The sequence below is a fragment of the Haemophilus parainfluenzae genome (assembly GCF_003252795.1).
Lineage (GTDB): Bacteria > Pseudomonadota > Gammaproteobacteria > Enterobacterales > Pasteurellaceae > Haemophilus_D > Haemophilus_D parainfluenzae_K.
In genome coordinates this window covers 33400-53117 of sequence record NZ_QEPQ01000001.1, presented here as the reverse complement: position 1 = coordinate 53117, position 19718 = coordinate 33400, and the positions used below count along the sequence as shown (strand labels likewise).

Sequence of the window (19718 nt, the reverse complement as noted above, 5' to 3'; positions counted from 1 at the left end):
TTTGATTTCTCAAAGTGCGGTCACTTTTTTCACATTTTAGGACTAACGAATATATGAACAACTATCCTCTTTTATCCTTAACTAATTCGCCGGAAGATTTGCGTCTTTTAAATAAAGATCAGCTTCCGCAACTTTGTCAGGAGTTACGGAGTTATCTGTTGGAATCCGTTAGTCAAACCAGTGGTCATTTAGCTTCTGGTCTTGGTACTGTTGAATTGACTGTTGCACTACACTACATTTTCAAAACCCCTTTTGATCAATTAATTTGGGATGTGGGCCATCAAGCTTATCCACATAAAATTTTGACAGGTCGTCGTGATCAAATGTCCACCATCCGCCAAAAAGGCGGCATTCATCCTTTCCCTTGGCGTGAAGAAAGTGAATTTGATGTATTAAGTGTTGGTCACTCTTCTACTTCTATCAGTGCAGGACTAGGGATTGCTGTTGCGGCAGAACGTGAAAATGCAGGTCGCAAAACTGTTTGTGTAATTGGTGATGGTGCAATCACTGCGGGTATGGCATTTGAAGCCTTAAATCATGCGGGTTCTTTGCATACTGATATGTTGGTCATTTTAAATGATAATGAAATGTCGATTTCTGAAAATGTGGGGGCATTAAATAATCACCTTGCGCGTATTTTCTCTGGTTCCTTATATTCAACAGTTCGTGACGGCAGTAAAAAAATCTTAGATAAAGTACCGACCGTTAAAAACTTTATGAAGAAAACCGAAGAGCACATGAAAGGTGTGATGTTCTCTCCAGAAAGCACACTCTTTGAAGAGCTTGGTTTTAACTATATTGGACCAATTGACGGACATAACATTGATGAATTGATTGCTACTTTAAGCAATATGCGTGATCTTAAAGGACCCCAGTTCTTACATATCAAAACCAAAAAAGGCAAAGGCTATGCCCCTGCAGAAAAAGACCCTATTGGTTTCCACGGTGTGCCAAAATTTGATCCAATTAGTGGACAACTGCCTAAATCAAACGCCAAACCAACCTATTCAAAAATCTTTGGCGATTGGTTATGTGAAATGGCAGAACAAGACGATAAATTAGTGGGTATTACTCCTGCGATGCGTGAAGGTTCTGGCATGGTTGAATTTTCAGAGCGATTCCCGCAACAATATTTTGATGTGGCCATTGCTGAGCAACATGCTGTTACCTTTGCGGCGGGTCTTGCAATTGGCGGTTATAAGCCGGTTGTAGCAATTTATTCTACCTTCTTACAACGTGCTTACGACCAACTTATTCATGATGTAGCCATTCAAAACTTGCCAGTTCTCTTTGCTATCGATCGTGCTGGTATTGTAGGTGCGGATGGGCAAACTCACCAAGGTGCTTTTGATTTAAGTTTTATGCGCTGCATTCCAAATATGATCATCATGACACCAAGTGATGAAAACGAATGTCGCCAAATGCTTTACACTGGTTATAAATGCGGTAAACCTGCTGCGGTACGTTATCCGCGTGGAAATGCAATCGGCGTAGAATTAACTCCACTTGCAGAATTAGAAATTGGCCGTTCAAAAATGGTTCGTCAGGGTGAAAAAATTGCAATTCTGAATTTTGGCACACTCTTACCTGCGGCTTTATCTGTGGCTGAAAAACTCAATGCAACTGTTGTTGATATGCGCTTTGTGAAACCAATTGATGAAGCTCGTATTCTAGAAATGGCAGATACCCATGACGTCATTGTGACATTGGAAGAAAATGCAATTCAAGGTGGTGCAGGTTCTGCTGTTTCCGAAGTGCTAAATTCTCATGGAAAAACAACCGCACTTTTACAGCTTGGTTTACCTGATATCTTTATTCCGCAAGGCACACAACAAGAAGCACTTGCTGAAATTAAATTAGATGAAAAAGGGATTGAAGAGCAAATTATTGCCTTTATAAAGGGCTAAATTCGTTCATTTTGGTTTAATTTTGATATTTTTAAAAATTTTTTCAAAAATATCGAACTATTTCAAAAACACACAGTCTGATACATTGCTAGTGCACTGCATATTGCAGTTATCTTTTTGAAGTTTCTTATAAATTAAGACCTCCCCGCTATTCAAGTTTTGAGTAGCGGTTTTTTCTTTTTTAGAGATAATAAAAAAGGACGCTTTTCAGCGTCCTAATTTTTTGAATCTAAACTTTAAAAAATTAAAGTGCAGATTTTGCTTTTTCAACTAATGCAGCGAAAGCTACTTTGTCGAATACAGCGATATCAGCAAGGATCTTACGGTCGATTTCAACAGACGCTTTTTTCAAGCCGTTGATAAATTTGCTGTAAGATAAACCATTTTGACGAGCCGCAGCGTTGATACGTGCAATCCATAATTGACGGAATTGACGTTTACGTTGACGACGGTCACGATATGCGTATTGACCAGCTTTGATCACCGCTTGGAAAGCAACGCGATACACGCGTGAACGTGCACCATAATAACCTTTAGCAGCCTTAAGAACTTTCTTATGGCGTGCTCTTGCAATAACACCACGTTTTACACGAGCCATTATTTAATCTCCTATGTAATATTTTAACTAATTTAACTAATCGTACGTTTTGCTTAAATAACGGCTTATGCGTATGGTAAGCAAGCGACTACTAAAACTTGGTCTGCTTTCGCAACCATTGATTTATGACGTAAATGACGTTTACGTTTAGTTGTCTTTTTAGTCAAAATATGACGTAAGTGAGATTGTTTACGTTTGAAACCGCCAGAAGCTGTTTTTTTGAAACGCTTAGCAGCACCACGTACTGTTTTAATTTTAGGCATTGTTAAAATAACTCCGCATTTTAAGTTAAACACATAATTAGGCGAATCCGAAGATTACTTGTAGGCACTAATTATTCCAATATGGCAAATTGAATTGCCCTTCTCCAAAAGCAATTAGGCTGCGTAGTTTGCCCAATGTGCAGTTGTATTCTCACCGAAGTGAAAATTCGATTATCTAGATTAGATCTAAATAAAAAATTATTTTTTCTTAGGTGCTAACACCATTACTGCTTGGCGACCTTCTAATTTACCTGGTGCAGATTCCACTACTGAAATGTCAGCCAAATCGTTTTTAACGCGTTCTAACACGTCTAAACCGATGTCTTGGTGAGCCATTTCACGACCACGGAAGCGTACGGTAATTTTCGCTTTATCGCCATCTTCTAAGAAACGAATTAAGCTACGTAATTTAACTTGGTAGTCACCTTCGTCAGTACCTGGACGGAATTTAATTTCCTTCACTTGTACAACTTTTTGTTTTTTCTTCTGTTCTTTTGCAGTTTTGCTCTTCTCATAGAGGAACTTGCCGTAGTTCATAATACGACAAACCGGTGGTTCGGCATTCGGACTGATCTCAACTAAATCAAGCGCTGCTTGTTCTGCCATATCTAAGGCTTGCTGAATTGATACAATCCCCGCTTGTTCACCATCTTGGTCAATCAAACGAACTTCTTTTACTCGAATTTCATCGTTAATGCGATTCGGGCGGTTAGCTGCCGGAGCTTTTTTTACGGTTTTGATAATGTTATTCCTTCTATTTATTTAAGAAAAAATCGACTGTCTTCAAACAGAAGATTTATTAAATCATTTGCATAAAAACAAACAAAAAACGGGCAAAATTTTATAGTATTTGCCACGTTTATGCAACAAGGATTTCTATTCCTTTAAATATCAACTGGTAAAGCACTAATTTCAGCAGAAATACTTTCACCAAATTGAAGTAATTTCTCTAATCTCGCAGTTTCAATACACACCATATTTCGATATCCATCTGCTTTCATTGCACTTGGCGTTTTTTCCCAAGGATTCCATAGCACAATTGAATCTGCATGATGATGGGTAATTTGAATACGTCGATTAAATGCTTTATCAACCAAGAATGTTTTATCTTCCTCTAGTGAATAAATACAGTCGACGCCTTGTTCTATTCTGCGTGTTGAAGGAACGTCAGTATGTTTACCTTGTAATGAGTCATAACAATGGTTTGGTAAATGTTGGACTTCAATTTGTGAAATATCACCAATATTAAAATAACTGTGTAATGCCGCTTGAGCAGGTTCTTGCCCTAAATGCGTTAAAGTCATTGTGCATTTACCGGTAAATTCCATTTTCATTTTGGCTTCAATCACACTATATTCAGAAAAGAGCGAAAATTCTAACCGCACTTTATTCGCTTGCAGATCATAGTCACTTAATTGCCACAAACGTAAACGCGCTGTACCGTGTGAAGGTTGTTTTACGCCACCAAACCAAGGGTAACAAAGCGGTACACCGCCGCGAATTGCCACACCTTGTGTGAAAGGCTCAATCTCACTTAACCAAAAGATATCCTGCTCTGCCCCTTTAGGCTGCCAATTTAATAGCTGCGCCCCTTGTAGTGCAATTCGAGCTGAACCGACAGAGTGATTTAAAGTTAAAACAGGAATTTCATTGATATTTTCTAAAGTTAATTCTGGTGTTAATTGCTGAATTTGAGCTGTCATATTCGCCTCCTTGTGATAAGGCTATTATATAGAAGAAAGAGATATTTGAGTTTATTTTTATACCGTGAATATAAAAAAACCGCACATAAAAGTGCGGTCATTTTTAATTAAGATTTTAAAGAATTAATTACTCTTCACCCAACAATTTCAACTCACGTTGTCTTACTTGGGATTTTAAGATTTCAGCAAATTCTTCAATGGTGAAAGTACCTAAATCTGCACCTTTACGGGTACGTACAGCCACTTTGCCTTCTGCGATTTCTTTATCACCGCAAACGAGCATATAAGGCACGCGACGTAAGGTGTGTTCGCGGATCTTGAAGCCGACTTTTTCATTACGTAAATCTGCTTTAACACGTAATCCAGCATCAGAGAGTTGTTTCACCACTTTTTGCACGTAGTCAGCTTGACTATCAGTAATATTCATCACAACCGCTTGAACTGGTGCTAACCATGCAGGGAAGAAACCCGCATATTCTTCGGTAATAATACCGATGAAACGTTCAATCGAACCTAAAATCGCACGGTGAATCATAACCGGTGTACGACGATCATTGTCTTCTGCGACATAAGACGCATTTAGACGACCAGGTAATGCAAAGTCTAATTGGATAGTACCGCATTGCCATTCACGATCTAAACAGTCACGTAATGCAAACTCAATTTTCGGACCGTAGAATGCGCCTTCACCTTCTTGAATTTCATATTCAAGACCGTTATGCGCTAATGCTGCTGCTAGACCCGCTTCTGCGCGATCCCACATATCATCTGCACCGATACGTTTTTCAGGACGAGTAGATAATTTCACCTGAATATTTTGGAAACCGAAAGTGCTGTAAATGTCGTAAACCATTTTGATACAGCTAGTTACTTCACTTTCAATTTGATCTTCAGTACAGAAAATGTGTGCATCATCTTGAGTGAAACCACGTACACGCATTAAACCGTGTAAAGAACCCGATGGTTCATTACGGTGACAAGAACCAAATTCCGCCATGCGGATTGGTAAATCACGGTAAGATTTTAAACCTTGGTTAAAGATTTGAACGTGACCTGGACAGTTCATTGGTTTAATCGCATATTCACGGTTTTCTGATTGTGTAGTAAACATCAAATCGCCGTAGTTTTGCCAGTGACCTGTTTTTTCCCATAACACACGGTCCATCATAAACGGACCTTTCACTTCTTGATAATCGTATTCTTTTAATTTAGTACGAACGAAGGTTTCCAATTCACGGAAAATTGTCCAACCATCGTTATGCCAGAACACCATACCCGGTGCTTCTTCTTGCATATGATATAAATCTAACGCTTTACCGATTTTACGGTGGTCACGTTTTGCCGCTTCTTCTAAGCGAGTCAAATATTCCGCTAATTGTTTTTTATCTGCCCAAGCCGTACCATAGATACGTTGTAACATTTTATTTTTGCTATCACCACGCCAGTACGCACCTGCCACTTTCATTAATTTGAAGTGTTGGCAGAAACGCATATTTGGCACATGCGGCCCACGACACATATCAATGTATTCTTCGTGATGATAAAGCGCAGGCGTTGCGGTACGTTCGATATTTTCATCTAAGATAGCCATTTTGTATGGCTCACCGCGTTTTTCAAAAGTATCTCTTGCTTCTTGCCAGCTTACCGGAGTTTTAATTACGTCATAATTGGTTTTCGCCAATTCAAGCATACGTTTTTCAATAGCATCAATGTCTTCTTGCGTTAAAGAACGGTCTAGATCCACGTCATAATAGAAGCCATTTTCAATCGTTGGACCAATTGCCATTTTGACATCTGGGAATAATTGTTTGATGGCGTGACCAAGCAAGTGTGCGCAAGAGTGACGAATAATTTCTAAACCGTCTTCATCTTTTGCTGTAATAATTTCAAGGTTGGCATCTTCATTAATGATGTCACAGGCATCATGACGTACGCCGTTTACACGACCCGCAATGGTTGCTTTGGCAAGACCAGCTCCGATATCTTGAGCCACTTCTAACACAGAAACTGGACGATCAAATTCACGTTTAGAACCGTCCGGTAAAGTAATAATAGGCATAATTTTTCCTTATACAGTGGTCGCCCATACGAAAGGCAACATGCAAATAATAATTAAAAACAAACCGCACTTTCATTCACTCCCACTATTGAGCAAACCAAGTGCGGCGGAGAATTTTAGCACTTTCCACCACACTTGTTAATATCTCGGTGAATTCTTTCCAATGAGTAAACAATGATTTTCCTGATAGAGACTTTATCTATTCAAAATTTCCGATAAAATGACCGCACTTTTGATAGACACAAATTAAAGGAAACTCTATGAACGTATTAGTATTAAAATCCAGCATCCTTGCAGATAACTCTCAAAGCAATAAATTAGCCGATTACACCATTGAAAAATTAAAAGGCCACAACATTGTAGTACGTGATTTGGCAGCGCAACCCCTTCCCCATTTTGATGCAACAGCTGCAACAGCAGTACGTGGCGAACCTAAAACAACAGAAGAAAATGCACTTTTAGCGCTATCAGATGAATTAGTCGCAGAATTAAAGGCTGCGGATATCATTGTAATTGGTGCACCTATGTATAATTTAGGCATCCCAACACAACTTAAATCCTATTTTGATTTTATCGCTCGCCCTCGTGTAACTTTCCAATACACCGCAAATGGCCCTGAAGGTTTACTTCAAGGCAAAAAAGCGATTGTATTAGCGAGCTTTGGTGGCATGTATGATGAAAACAATAATGTGACAAATTACTTAAAAGCGATTTTAGGTTTTGTTGGTATTACCGATGTTCAGTTTTCTTATGCAAAAGGTATCGGATTAGGTGCTGAAGCGATTGAAAAAGCACAACGTTCAGCAAGAAATAAAATTGATGAGATCGTTGCATCTCTCTAATCAATAAAATCCCCAGATAAGCCATTTTGAGATATACCTCGAAATGGCTTTTTTTTCTGATTGAAAATCTCTATTTCTAATCTTGTTGGTTAAAAATTAAAAAAATATTGTAAAATTACGCCAATTTTTTGATTATTTTCTTGACTTATGCACCATGTACTAGTTTAATAGTGCAAAAGTTCAGAATACAGGATTGATTATGAAAAATACCCCTTTTATTGCGGTGACCTCTCAACCGGTTCCCTATCATGCCGACACTACCGCAATTTTTAATACGCTTTGCCAACAGAACTCAAATTCTCTTCTTCTCGACTCTGCAGAAATTGGTAGCAAAAATAGCTTACAAAGTCTTATTCTAATTAATGCGGCCGTTAAAATTACTTGCTTAGGCAATCAAGTGACATTTAGAGCGCTAAATGCGAACGGTAAACAAGTGTTAAAAGAAATTCATCCCGTATTAAGCCAACTCGGTACTGTAAGTGCGGTCAATTTTGATGATGAATTTTCTGTGCAATTTGCACCGCTCGATAATCAATTAGATGAAGACAGTAAATTACAAGCTGCAACCATTTTTGATGGACTTCGTGTCATTTCTAACCATTATCAACATAGCAGCACGCCTGTCTTTTTAGGTGGTTTATTTGCTTATGACTTGGTGGCAAATTTTATTCCAATGCAAGGTGTTGAATTAAAAGATGATGGTATTCACTGCCCGGATTACAGTTTCTATCTCGCAGAAAACTTAATTACCATCGATCATCAAAGCCAACAAGCTACCTTAAAAAGCTTCTGTTTTAGTCAAGAAGAACAAGTGGAAGTCGCGAAAACAGCACTTTCTATTGCACAAAAATTAAAAAATATTGATGGCGTACTTTCCATTAAAGCGGCAAGTGATGAGGTCAGCACCAACTTTGAAGATCCTGAATTTACAGGTATCGTTAAAGCGTTAAAACATCATATTAATATTGGTGATGTGTTCCAAATCGTGCCATCCCGCCGTTTTTCATTAGCTTGCCCGAATACGCTTGCGAGCTACGCACAATTAAAACTTAACAATCCAAGTCCTTATATGTTCTACATGAACGATGAGGAGTTCATTTTATTCGGCGCATCACCAGAAAGTGCGTTGAAATATGCACCGGATAATCGCCAATTAGAAATTTACCCAATTGCAGGTTCTCGCCCACGTGGTTTTGATGCGCATGGTAATATTGACCCAGAATTGGATGCACGCTTGGAATTAGAATTACGTCTTGATCATAAAGAGCAAGCTGAACATTTAATGTTGGTGGATTTAGCGCGTAATGACATTGCTCGTGTTTGCCAAAGCGGTACACGTAAAGTCGCCGAATTAATGCAAGTGGATCGCTATTCGCACATCATGCATTTGGTTTCTCGCGTGGTGGGTAAACTTCGTCCTGAACTTGATGCCTTACACGCTTATCAAGCTTGTATGAATATGGGGACGTTAACTGGTGCGCCTAAAATTAAAGCCATGCAGTTAATTTATCAATTTGAACAGCAAAAACGTCATAGCTACGGTGGTGCAGTCGGTTATCTTACATCTGACGGCCGTTTTGATACCTGTATCGTGATTCGTTCTGCTTTTGTACAAAATGGCATTGCCCATATTCAAGCGGGTTGTGGCGAAGTATTGGATTCTGATCCACAAATGGAAGCGGATGAAACTCGCCATAAAGCAGCGGCGGTGCTTAAAGCAATCAAACAAATCAATACCCAAGCAAAATAAGGACGATAAATTATGGCTAATATTCTCTTTTTAGATAATTTCGATTCATTCACTTATAACTTAGTGGATCAATTCCGTGTGCTTGGGCATAACGTAAAAATTTATCGTAATGACACCAATTTAGAACAAGTGGTGCAAGAAGCATTAAATACACCGGATACGATTCTTGCGCTCTCACCAGGGCCTGGTACTCCGGCAGAAGCGGGCATCTTACTCCCGCTCATTGAACGTTTAAAAAATGATGTGCCAATTATCGGGATTTGCTTGGGTCATCAAGCGCTTATTCAAGCCTTTGGTGGAGAGGTTGTACATGCAGGCGAAGTATTACATGGTAAAGTATCGCGCATTCAACACGATAACCAAGCTATGTTTAAAGATATTGCCAACCCAATGCCTGTGGCGCGTTATCACTCTTTAATGGGTAAAAATCTGCCTGACGAATTTATTGTCAATGCCGATTACAATGGTATTGTGATGTCTATTCGTCATAAAACCCTGCCAATTTGTGCTTTCCAATTCCATCCAGAAAGCATCCTTACTGTGCAAGGTTCGAAATTATTACAACAATCTGTGGAATGGTTATTAAACAGAGATTAAGGAAGAAAAAAATGATTACCGTATATGGATTAAAAGAAGTGCTTGCGCCTCGTCGTCAAGATATTGCTGAAGTAATTTATAACTGTTTAAACCTTGGTTTAGACATTCCCCGTGGAAAGCATGCAATTCGTTTTTTATGTTTAGATAAAGAAAATTTCCTTTATCCTATCGATCGTAACGATGATTATACCGTTATTGAGATTAACCTCATGCAAGGTCGTATGGAAGGTACAAAAAAACGTTTAATCAAAATGCTCTTCAGCGAACTCGAATACAAAATTGGGATTAAATCTCACAACGTTGAAATTACGATTAAAGAACAACCTGCGCACTGCTGGGGGTTCCGTGGTATGACAGGCGATGAAGCACGCGATTTAGATTACGATATTTACGTATAAGGGACGAGATTATGCAAACGGCTCAATTATTAGAACAACTTTACAACGGAAAAACACTTAACAAAGAAGAAAGTGCGGTCATTTTTAATGCTATTATGCAAGGCGAACTGAATAACGAACAAATCGCTGCCATGCTGATTGCGTTAAAAGTACGTGGTGCCACTATTGATGAATTAAGTGGTGCGGTATCTGCGTCTTTGCAAAATGCCAAATCATTCCCTCGCCCTAACTACCCTTTTGCGGATATCGTGGGTACTGGCGGTGATGGTCAAAACACGATTAATATCTCTACGGCGAGTGCGATTGTTGCAGCCTCTATGGGTGCCAAAGTAGCCAAACACGGTAACCGCAGTGTATCAAGCAAATCAGGTGCCAGTGATGTATTAACCGCACTCGGTGTGAATGTCAACGTTACGCCAGAACAAGCTCGTCAAGCACTTGATGATATTGGAGTATGTTTCTTATTTGCTCAACAATATCACAGTGGATTTAAACATGTTGCCCCTGTTCGTGCGGCATTAAAAACACGTACTCTTTTTAATATTTTAGGTCCATTAATCAATCCAGCTCGCCCAACTTATCATTTACTTGGCGTGTATGCCCCTGAATTAGTGAAAACCTATGCCGAAACTGCTGTTGCATTAGGTCATCAACATACTTTTGTTGTGCATGGTGCAGGTCTTGATGAAGTCGCTGTACACGGCGAAACCCAAGTGGCAGAAATTAAAAATGGCAAAATTGACTACTTCACCTTAACACCTGAAGATTTTGGTTTAAAAACACAATCTTTAGAAAGTTTACGTGGTGGCGAACCGCAAGAAAATGCCCAGTATCTGACCGCACTTTTGCAAGGTAAAGGTAAAGCTGAACACGCTAATGCGGTAGCGGCGAATGTGGCATTATTGTTGAAATTATTTGGTCATGATGACTTAAAACAAAATGTTCAAAATGTATTGGCTCATCTTGCATCAGGCAAAGCGTTTGATACATTACAACATTTAACAAGATATTAAGATAAAGGCTGATTTGATAAGCCACAATAAAAAGAAATATTATGATCATGCAAGATTTCACCAAACCAATTGACTCTGCGACGGTACTGCAAAAAATCGTCTTAGACAAAGCACAATGGGTTAAAGCAAAGGAAGCTGAATTTCCGCTTTCACAATTTAAAGAAAACATTCAAAAATCTGACCGCTCTTTTTATGATGCGTTGGCTAAAGGCACACATCAAAAGCCCGCTTATATTTTGGAATGTAAAAAAGCTTCCCCTTCTAAAGGATTAATTCGTAATGAATTTAATTTAGATGAAATCGCCAATGTGTATAAACATTATGCATCAGCTGTTTCTGTACTAACGGATGAAAAATACTTCCAAGGTAAATTTGACTATTTGCCGCAAGTACGTGACGTTGTCTCACAACCTATATTGTGCAAAGATTTTATGATCAGCGAATATCAGGTTTATCTTGCGCGCCACTATCAAGCTGATGCTATTTTATTGATGCTTTCAGTGGTGAATGATGAAACCTATCGCGTACTAGCTGATCTGGCGCATTCTCTTGGCATGGGCGTATTGACGGAAACCAGCAACGAAGAAGAGTTTGAGCGAGCCCTTGCATTAGGTGCAAAAATTATCGGTGTCAACAATCGTAATCTTCACGATCTCACTGTTGATTTAAACCGCGTGGTAGAACTTACACAAAAATATGCCGATCGCATTCCTGCTGATGCACGTATTATCAGCGAATCAGGGATTTATAATCACAGTCAAATTCGTGATTTGCAAAAAGTGGCACATGGCTTTTTAATCGGCAGCAGCCTAATGGGCAGTGCTGATTTAAATAATGCTGTGCGTGAAGTGATTTTTGGAGAAAATAAAGTATGCGGTTTAACTCGCACGCAAGATGTCAAAGAGGTTTACGCAAACGGAGCATTATACGGCGGCTTAATTTTCGCCGAACATTCAAAACGCTGTGTAAGCCTGCGTCAAGCCCAAGAATTAGTGACAGCATCACCACTTCGTTTTGTTGGAGTATTCCAGAATCAAGAAACTGATTTTATTGTAAAAATCGCTAAACAATTGCAGCTTTATGCCATTCAGCTACACGGTTCAGAAACCACTGAATTTATTACTGCACTTCGCCATCAACTACCTGAAGAAATACAAATTTGGAAAGCTATTTCGGTGAGTACTGAGGCACAAAGTGCGGTTGATTTTATTGATGATTTAAATATCGCTCGCTATATTTTCGATAGCCAATCCGCTAATCAGCAAGGTGGCACAGGAAAAACCTTTAATTGGTCACTCATTCCTGAAAACTTGAAACACAAAATTATTTTGGCTGGTGGCATTTCGCCTGACAATATTGAACAAGCCATTAAGCAAGGTTGCTTAGGGGTTGATCTCAATTCTGGTGTAGAAACTACCGCAGGCGTAAAAGACAGCGAAAAAGTGCGGTCAGTTTTTAATAAGATTTTATCAAATTAATCCGATTGCTAAGGGGAAGCATTATGCAAAGAACAGCGTTAGTAACCGGCGCAACTGCCGGATTTGGTGCGGCAATTTGTCGTACCCTCATTGAAAATGGCTATCGTGTAATTGGCACGGGTCGCCGTGTGGCTCATTTAGAACAATTACAGCAAGAATTAGGTGAAAACTTCCACTTTCTTGCCTTTGATATTTCAGATCGCCAAGCAACAGAAGATGCTTTCCATTCCCTTCCCACTAATTGGCAATCCATTGATTTATTGGTGAATAATGCAGGTTTAGGATTAGGCTTAGAAAGTGCCGATAAAGCGAGTTTAGACGATTGGATGCAAATGATTGATACCAATATTAAAGGACTCGTCACCATCACTCGTCTTGTGTTACCACAAATGGTTGAACGCAATTCAGGTCATATTATTAATTTAGGCTCAATTGCAGGTACTTATCCTTATCCAGGTGGTAATGTATACGGTGGCACTAAAGCTTTTATAAAACAATTTAGTTTAAATCTTCGAGCCGATCTTGCTGGTACACAAATTCGCGTGTCCAATGTTGAACCCGGTCTTTGTGGTGGAACTGAATTTTCTAATATCCGCTTTAAAGGTGATGATGCCCGAGCAAAAAAACTCTATGAAAATGTAGAATATGTCAGCCCACAAGATATTGCTAATATTGTGTTATGGCTCAATCAACAACCAGAACATGTCAATATTAATCGCATTGAAGTGATGCCTACTGCACAAACCTTTGCACCACTTAATGTCGCAAGAATTCAAAAATAACAAGGAAATATTATGTCAGAAACCCTTTTAAATCCTTATTTCGGTGAATTTGGCGGAATGTATGTACCAGAAATTCTCGTACCGGTACTACAACAGCTAGAAAAAGCCTTTGTTGAAGCAAAAGACGATCCTGAATTCCAACGTGAATTTCAAAATTTACTTAAAAATTATGCGGGCAGACCAACCGCACTTACCCTTTGCCGTAATTTAACCAAAGGCACAAAAGCAAAAATTTATTTAAAACGTGAAGATTTACTTCACGGTGGTGCCCATAAAACCAACCAAGTGTTAGGTCAAATTTTATTGGCAAAACGCATGGGTAAAACACGCATTATCGCGGAAACTGGTGCGGGCCAACATGGTGTTGCGACAGCCCTTGCTTGTGCAATGTTAGATATGCCTTGCCGTGTTTATATGGGGGCAAAAGACGTAGAACGTCAATCACCAAACGTATTCCGTATGCGTTTAATGGGTGCGGAAGTGATTCCTGTACAAAAAGGTTCTTGCTCATTAAAAGACGCATGCTGTGAAGCGATGCGTGATTGGTCAGCCAATTATGAAAACACCCATTATTTATTGGGTACGGCGGCAGGTCCTCACCCATTCCCAACCATTGTGCGTGAATTCCAAAAAATGATTGGTGAAGAAACTAAACGTCAAATCTTAGAAAAAGAAGGGCGCTTACCGGATGCAGTCATTGCTGCAGTTGGCGGTGGTTCGAATGCAATTGGTATGTTTACTGATTTTATCGATGAAAAAGGTGTGCGATTAATTGGTGTGGAACCCGCTGGTCATGGCATTGAAAGTGGGGAACATGGTGCACCATTGGGCCATGCAAAAGTGGGCATTTATTTCGGTATGAAATCACCTTTAATGCAAACTGAAGATGGCCAAGTAGAGGAATCCTACTCTATTTCTGCTGGATTAGACTTCCCTTCTGTAGGGCCTCAACATGCTTACTTGCAAAGTATTGGTCGTGCTGAATACCCAAGTATTACAGATGATGAAGCGTTAAACGCTTTCCAAGCATTAGCAAAACATGAAGGGATTATTCCTGCATTGGAAAGTTCTCATGCATTAGCACATGCGCTAAAAATGATTCATCAAGAACCGAATAAAGAACAAATCTTAGTGGTGAATCTCTCTGGTCGTGGTGATAAAGATATTTTCACCGTTGATAAAGTTTTAAAAGAAAAAGGAATGCAATAATGAGCCGTTTTGAAACTAAATTTGCAGAACTTGCAGCGAAAAAAGAAGGGGCTTTTGTACCTTTCGTGACATTATGCGATCCAACATTTGATCGCTCTTTTGAGATTATTTGCACGTTAGTCGAAAATGGTGCAGATGCGTTGGAATTAGGCTTTCCATTTTCTGATCCATTATTAGACGGCCCTGTTATTCAAGCAGCTAATAACCGTGCGCTCAATGCGGGCCATAGCACTGAGGATAGCTTTAAATTACTCGCTAAAGTGCGGTCAGCATATCCAGAAATTCCGATTAGTTTACTTCTTTGTGCGAATTTAATTTTTGCGAAAGGCTTAGATAATTTCTATCAACGCTGTGCAGAAGTCGGCGTGGATGCAGTTTTAGTGGCAGATATTCCACTATTGGCAAAAGAAGAGTATATTCAAGCAGCTAAAAAGCATGGCATTCAACCTGTCTTTATTTGCCCACCAAATGCTGATGCTAAAACGGTACAAGGCGTTGCTGAAAATAGCGAAGGTTATACCTATTTAGTTTCTCGTGCAGGTGTAACAAGTGCGGAAAACCAAGCTCACGCTGCGAACTTAGATACACTCGTAGAACAACTTAAAGCCCATAAGGCTCCACCAATTCTACAAGGTTTTGGTATTGCTCAACCTGCTCAAGTGAAAGAAGCGCTTCAACTGGGTGCAGCAGGCGCAATTTCAGGATCCGCGACAGTAAAAATCATTGAGCGAAACTTAGATAATCAGGCTCAATGCTTATCTGAACTCGCCGAATTTGTTCGCAATATGAAAGCAGCAACCAAATAATAATAATAAATAAAAAAGTGCGGTTAAAATTAACCGCACTTTTGTTTTTCTTTCATTAATCCACAATTCGTAAATGAGATACTGATTTCTGTGGTTTCTTTTCAGCTTTAGGCTTATCTACCGCTTCTGCAAAACTTAATGGCTGTTCTGATGTTGGCTCACGATTTAATTCATCGTAAATTTCTTCTGGCTCAAACATCACGCCATCACCATTTTCACGTGCATAAATAGCTAAAGCGGCACCCATCGGAATATATAACTCACGAGCAACACCTTGGAAACGTGCATTAAACTGAATAAAGTCATTTGTTAATTGCAAATTCCCAGTCGCCCCAGCAGAAAGATTTAAAACTATTTGTCCATCTTTCACATATTCCACAGGCACATTGGTACCATAATAATTAGCATCTACCACTAAATATGGGGTGAAATCATTATCCACTAGCCAATCATAATAGGCTCTTAGTAAATAAGGGCGTTTTGGAGAAGGTGTATGAGCCATTATTTATCATCCATTAAATTTTTAGGTGCAGCTTCACCTACAGATTGTAAGAATGAATCACGGCTAAATACACGATCCATATAGCCTTTGATTGCTTTGCTTCCTGTACCGCTGAATTCAACGCCCATATTACGTAGTTTCCATAATAACGGTGCAACATAGCAATCAACCAAGCCAAACTCTTCGCTCATAAAATAAGGGGTTTGTTGGAAGATAACAGATACCGCTAGCAATTCTTCTTTTAACTGTTTTAACGCCTCTTCACGTTCAACTTCCGTGCCTTTTTCAGCAATTTCTAATGTCGGATACCAATCTTGTTCGATACGTAACATTAAAAGACGACTTTTCGCACGAGAAACGGGATAAACTGGCATAAGTGGAGGATGTGGAAAACGCTCGTCAAGATATTCCATAATAATGCGTGAGCTGAATAATACTAAATCACGATCCACCAATGTTGGTAATGTGCCGTAAGGATTTAATTCCATTAAATCTTCTGATAATGCTTGCAAATCAACTTCTTCGTTTTCGTAAGCAACACCTTTTTCAGCTAAGACAATTTTTACCTGATGGCAGTAAATGTCATTTTTATTTGAAAAAAGAGTCATTACTGAACGTTTACTTGATGCATTGGACATTTATTCCTCCGAAGATCCAAAATAATCTATATACTTCTACTAAAAGTGGGCGATTATTTTAACATAACCGAGATCCAAATTGCCAATATTTTCTTGTTTTTGTTTTAAAATCAATCAATTACAAATGCATAACAAGAAATCAAAGAATGGTAATTTTTAATTAATTTATTTTTTACAGACACAAAAAAGCAGAGATTGCTCTCTGCTTTCTTGAAACGATAATAAAAAATTAACGTTTGGAGTATTGTGGACGACGACGTGCTTTGTGTAAACCAACTTTTTTACGTTCAACGCGACGTGCGTCACGAGTAACGAAGCCAGCTGCACGAAGAGCAGGACGTAAAGTCTCATCATATTCCATTAATGCACGAGTGATACCGTGACGGATTGCACCCGCTTGACCAGAAATACCACCACCTTTAACAGTGATGTATAGGTCTAATTTATCAGTTAATTCCACTAATTCTAACGGTTGACGTACGATCATACGAGCTGTTTCGCGACCGAAATATACGTCTAATTCACGTTGGTTGATAGTGATTTTACCACTGCCCGGTTTGATAAATACACGAGCTGAAGAGCTTTTGCGGCGACCAGTGCCGTAGTTTTGATTCTCTGCCATTTCCTAAACCTCGTGATTAAATGTCTAATACTTGTGGTTGTTGTGCTGCGTGTTGGTGTTCTGCACCCGCATACACTTTTAATTTACGGAACATTGCACGGCCTAATGGACCTTTTGGCAACATACCTTTAACCGCAATTTCAATCACCGCTTCAGGACGGCGAGCGATCATTTCTTTGAAAGTCGCTTGTTTGATACCACCTACATAGCCAGTGTGCCAGTAGTAAAGTTTATCTGTTTCTTTACGACCAGTTACTGCCACTTTGTCTGCGTTGATAACGATGATGTAATCACCAGTATCTACGTGTGGAGTGTACTCAGCCTTGTGTTTACCACGAAGACGGCGTGCTAATTCAGTAGCTAAACGACCTAAAGTTTTACCTGTCGCATCTACCACATACCAGTCACGTTTTACTGTTTCCGGTTTTGCTACAAAAGTTTTCATTAATTAATTACCAAAATATAAGTTTGATACCCAGTGTTCCATATTGATTGAAACACAACCATTAATCTTAATCTCCACCCCTTCGAGTGTGATCTCGATAAAATAATGCACGGTGGGAATCCGTGCATTTACAGGGTCGGCGTATTATACCTATTTTTAGAAAAAATGCTAACTTTTTGTGCAAATAAATTGATTTTCTTTTAAAATACAACGCACAATAAACAATCATTAATTTCATTCATCATTTTGATGAAATCATTGAAATTGACGCATATTACTTCTTATCTTATGATAAGTGCATTCTAATAAAAAACGTAAGAAGGCATGCTATGAGCTACGCAAACGAAATTAACACATTAAATCAACATCTTGCTGATACTAACAAAAAAATTAATGTCTCCTTTGAATTCTTTCCGCCTAAAAATGAAAAAATGGAAAGCATGCTTTGGGATTCCATCCATCGCTTAAAAGTATTAAATCCTAAATTTGTTTCCGTCACCTATGGCGCAAACTCTGGAGAACGTGATCGTACACATAGCATCGTGAAAGCCATTAAAGCAGAAACTGGCATAGAAGCTGCACCACATTTAACGGGTATTGATGCCACACCTGAAGAATTAAAAGAAATTGCAAAAGATTATTGGGATAGCGGTATTCGTCGCATTGTGGCATTACGCGGTGATGAGCCAAAAGGCTATGCAAAAAAACCTTTCTATGCGGCTGATTTAGTTGAACTACTCCGCTCCGTAGCTGACTTTGATATCTCGGTTGCAGCATACCCTGAAGTTCATCCTGAAGCAAAATCAGCACAAGCAGATTTAATCAATTTGAAACGTAAAATTGATGCAGGTGCGAATCATGTCATTACTCAATTCTTCTTTGATATTGACAGTTATCTTCGCTTCCGTGATCGCTGTGCATCCATCGGTATTGAGGCGGAAATTGTTCCAGGTATTCTGCCTGTTACTAATTTCAAACAACTGCAAAAAATGGCATCATTTACGAATGTAAAAATTCCAGCATGGTTGGCTAAAGCATATGAAGGATTAGATGATGATCCTACTACTCGCAATCTCGTCGCGGCGAGTGTGGCAATGGATATGGTAAAAATCCTTTCTCGTGAAGGTGTGAATGACTTCCACTTCTACACATTAAATCGTAGCGAACTCACATATGCGATTTGTCACACATTAGGCATTCGCCCTACAGCAAATCCATAAAAGAAAAGTGCGGTTAAAATTAACCGCACTTTTTTATTTCCACTATACTCGTCTAACTTGCCAAAAAGCTTTTTTCCAATAAGGACTGTTCATCGAAGAATAAATCACACCGCCTTTGGTTGACGCGTGTAAAAATTTATCTTCTTTCACATAAATCCCAACATGATAGCCATTTGGTCCTCGTCCGGTTTTAAAGAAAATTAAATCGCCTGTTTGGATATCTTCTTTACGAACAAGTTTTCCGTAACCCGCTTGATCTTTCGTAGTTCTAGGAAGATTGATATTAAAACGATCAATAAAGGTTTTTTGCACAAAACCAGAACAATCAATACCACCACGAGACTGCCCACCTAACACATAAGGTGTACCCGCCCATTCATATTGTTGTTCACTTAACATGGCAATGGCTATAATCGGATCTCCAATCTGACCTTTATAGTTCATGGCATATTCTTCACGAACACCGCTTGAACAAGCAAAAAGCAAAAAACTTCCTGCGACTAAAAAAGCACATTTAATCTTATTCATGTTCAATCCTGACAAAAGTGCGGTCAAAAACGACCGCACTTTTATTACTATTGTTTTGGCTTGGTATTTTCCACGCGAGCACGTAATTTTTGCCCTGGCTTGAACGCCACTACACGGCGTGCAGAAACAGGAATACTTTCACCTGTTTTTGGATTACGCCCTGGACGTGAAGCTTTATTACGAAGTTCAAAATTACCAAAACCGGATAATTTCACTTCACCACCAGATTCTAACGATAAACGAATTTCCTCAAAAAAGTCTTCCACTAATGCTTTAGCTTCCGCTTTTTGTAATTGATACTTATCTAATAAGTATTCAGTAATATCAATTTTTGTAATCGTTGCCATGTTAGTCTCCT

The 19718-nt window shown here is 39.1% G+C and carries 22 protein-coding genes; 11 read left to right on the top strand and 11 right to left on the bottom strand.

Annotated features, from left to right (window positions below; all coding sequences use genetic code 11):
• Window positions 1–53: 53 nt before the first annotated feature.
• Window positions 54–1907, top strand: a complete 1854-nt coding sequence (gene dxs, locus DPV81_RS00265; RefSeq protein ID WP_111386066.1) for a 1-deoxy-D-xylulose-5-phosphate synthase — start codon at window positions 54–56, stop codon at window positions 1905–1907.
• Window positions 1908–2151: 244 nt separating this feature from the next.
• On the opposite strand, the gene rplT is transcribed toward dxs, so the two are convergent.
• The 5 genes from rplT to thrS all read right to left on the bottom strand — a co-directional run bounded on the left by rplT (window position 2152) and on the right by thrS (window position 6530).
• Window positions 2152–2505 (bottom strand): 50S ribosomal protein L20, encoded by a 354-nt coding sequence (gene rplT, locus DPV81_RS00260; RefSeq protein ID WP_005596075.1) that lies wholly within the window; start codon window positions 2503–2505, stop codon window positions 2152–2154.
• 65 nt (window positions 2506–2570) lie between these two features.
• On the bottom strand, window positions 2571–2768 hold the full coding sequence (gene rpmI / locus DPV81_RS00255; RefSeq protein WP_005596065.1) for a 50S ribosomal protein L35: 198 nt from the start codon (window positions 2766–2768) through the stop codon (window positions 2571–2573).
• Between the two features lie 198 nt (window positions 2769–2966).
• Entirely contained in the window at window positions 2967–3509 is a 543-nt protein-coding gene (infC, locus tag DPV81_RS00250; protein ID WP_080351268.1) for a translation initiation factor IF-3, read from the bottom strand.
• 143 nt (window positions 3510–3652) lie between these two features.
• Complete coding sequence (locus DPV81_RS00245) at window positions 3653–4471, bottom strand: D-hexose-6-phosphate mutarotase (protein WP_111386065.1); 819 nt, start codon at window positions 4469–4471, stop codon at window positions 3653–3655.
• A gap of 127 nt (window positions 4472–4598) precedes the next feature.
• Window positions 4599–6530 (bottom strand): threonine--tRNA ligase, encoded by a 1932-nt coding sequence (gene thrS / locus DPV81_RS00240; protein WP_111386063.1) that lies wholly within the window; start codon window positions 6528–6530, stop codon window positions 4599–4601.
• A 260-nt stretch (window positions 6531–6790) separates the two neighbouring features.
• On the opposite strand from thrS, the gene DPV81_RS00235 reads away from it, so the two are divergent.
• The 9 genes from DPV81_RS00235 (at window position 6791) to trpA (ending at window position 15405) form a co-directional block, all read left to right on the top strand.
• Entirely contained in the window at window positions 6791–7372 is a 582-nt protein-coding gene (locus DPV81_RS00235; RefSeq protein WP_111386062.1) for an FMN-dependent NADH-azoreductase, read from the top strand.
• A 199-nt stretch (window positions 7373–7571) separates the two neighbouring features.
• The gene (gene trpE, locus DPV81_RS00230; protein WP_111386060.1) at window positions 7572–9122 is read left to right on the top strand and encodes an anthranilate synthase component I; all 1551 of its coding nucleotides are present in this window, start codon (window positions 7572–7574) and stop codon (window positions 9120–9122) included.
• A 12-nt stretch (window positions 9123–9134) separates the two neighbouring features.
• Entirely contained in the window at window positions 9135–9719 is a 585-nt protein-coding gene (locus tag DPV81_RS00225; RefSeq protein ID WP_111386058.1) for an aminodeoxychorismate/anthranilate synthase component II, read from the top strand.
• A gap of 11 nt (window positions 9720–9730) precedes the next feature.
• On the top strand, window positions 9731–10117 hold the full coding sequence (locus DPV81_RS00220; protein WP_049365458.1) for a tautomerase family protein: 387 nt from the start codon (window positions 9731–9733) through the stop codon (window positions 10115–10117).
• 11 nt (window positions 10118–10128) lie between these two features.
• A complete protein-coding gene (gene trpD / locus DPV81_RS00215) occupies window positions 10129–11130 on the top strand; it encodes an anthranilate phosphoribosyltransferase (protein WP_111386056.1) in 1002 nt (333 codons plus the stop codon).
• 41 nt (window positions 11131–11171) lie between these two features.
• Window positions 11172–12608, top strand: coding sequence for a bifunctional indole-3-glycerol-phosphate synthase TrpC/phosphoribosylanthranilate isomerase TrpF (gene trpCF, locus DPV81_RS00210; RefSeq protein ID WP_165818943.1), 1437 nt, complete (start codon window positions 11172–11174; stop codon window positions 12606–12608).
• A 23-nt stretch (window positions 12609–12631) separates the two neighbouring features.
• A complete protein-coding gene (locus tag DPV81_RS00205) occupies window positions 12632–13390 on the top strand; it encodes an SDR family oxidoreductase (RefSeq protein ID WP_111386052.1) in 759 nt (252 codons plus the stop codon).
• A 12-nt stretch (window positions 13391–13402) separates the two neighbouring features.
• Window positions 13403–14599: a tryptophan synthase subunit beta gene (gene trpB, locus DPV81_RS00200; RefSeq protein WP_111386050.1), complete on the top strand. Its 1197-nt coding sequence runs from the start codon at window positions 13403–13405 to the stop codon at window positions 14597–14599.
• Window positions 14599–15405 (top strand): tryptophan synthase subunit alpha, encoded by an 807-nt coding sequence (trpA, locus tag DPV81_RS00195; protein ID WP_111386048.1) that lies wholly within the window; start codon window positions 14599–14601, stop codon window positions 15403–15405. The genes trpB and trpA overlap by 1 nt, the downstream gene beginning before the upstream one ends.
• Window positions 15406–15460: 55 nt before the next feature.
• On the opposite strand, the gene DPV81_RS00190 is transcribed toward trpA, so the two are convergent.
• From DPV81_RS00190 to rplM, 4 genes are all read right to left on the bottom strand, one after another.
• Window positions 15461–15907 (bottom strand): ClpXP protease specificity-enhancing factor, encoded by a 447-nt coding sequence (locus DPV81_RS00190; RefSeq protein ID WP_111386046.1) that lies wholly within the window; start codon window positions 15905–15907, stop codon window positions 15461–15463.
• Window positions 15907–16545, bottom strand: a complete 639-nt coding sequence (gene sspA / locus DPV81_RS00185) for a stringent starvation protein SspA (RefSeq protein WP_005696172.1) — start codon at window positions 16543–16545, stop codon at window positions 15907–15909. The genes DPV81_RS00190 and sspA overlap by 1 nt, the downstream gene beginning before the upstream one ends.
• Window positions 16546–16774: 229 nt before the next feature.
• The gene (rpsI, locus tag DPV81_RS00180; protein WP_005696173.1) at window positions 16775–17167 is read right to left on the bottom strand and encodes a 30S ribosomal protein S9; all 393 of its coding nucleotides are present in this window, start codon (window positions 17165–17167) and stop codon (window positions 16775–16777) included.
• A 16-nt stretch (window positions 17168–17183) separates the two neighbouring features.
• The gene (rplM, locus tag DPV81_RS00175; protein WP_005628896.1) at window positions 17184–17612 is read right to left on the bottom strand and encodes a 50S ribosomal protein L13; all 429 of its coding nucleotides are present in this window, start codon (window positions 17610–17612) and stop codon (window positions 17184–17186) included.
• 329 nt (window positions 17613–17941) lie between these two features.
• Here rplM and metF point away from each other — a divergent pair, with 329 nt between their 5' ends.
• On the top strand, window positions 17942–18832 hold the full coding sequence (gene metF / locus DPV81_RS00170) for a methylenetetrahydrofolate reductase (protein WP_049365449.1): 891 nt from the start codon (window positions 17942–17944) through the stop codon (window positions 18830–18832).
• A gap of 42 nt (window positions 18833–18874) precedes the next feature.
• Here the strand turns inward: metF and DPV81_RS00165 are convergent, their stop codons facing one another.
• On the bottom strand, window positions 18875–19360 hold the full coding sequence (locus tag DPV81_RS00165; RefSeq protein WP_005696176.1) for a C40 family peptidase: 486 nt from the start codon (window positions 19358–19360) through the stop codon (window positions 18875–18877).
• Window positions 19361–19407: 47 nt separating this feature from the next.
• The gene (locus DPV81_RS00160) at window positions 19408–19707 is read right to left on the bottom strand and encodes an integration host factor subunit alpha (RefSeq protein ID WP_005697518.1); all 300 of its coding nucleotides are present in this window, start codon (window positions 19705–19707) and stop codon (window positions 19408–19410) included.
• Window positions 19708–19718: the final 11 nt, after the last annotated feature.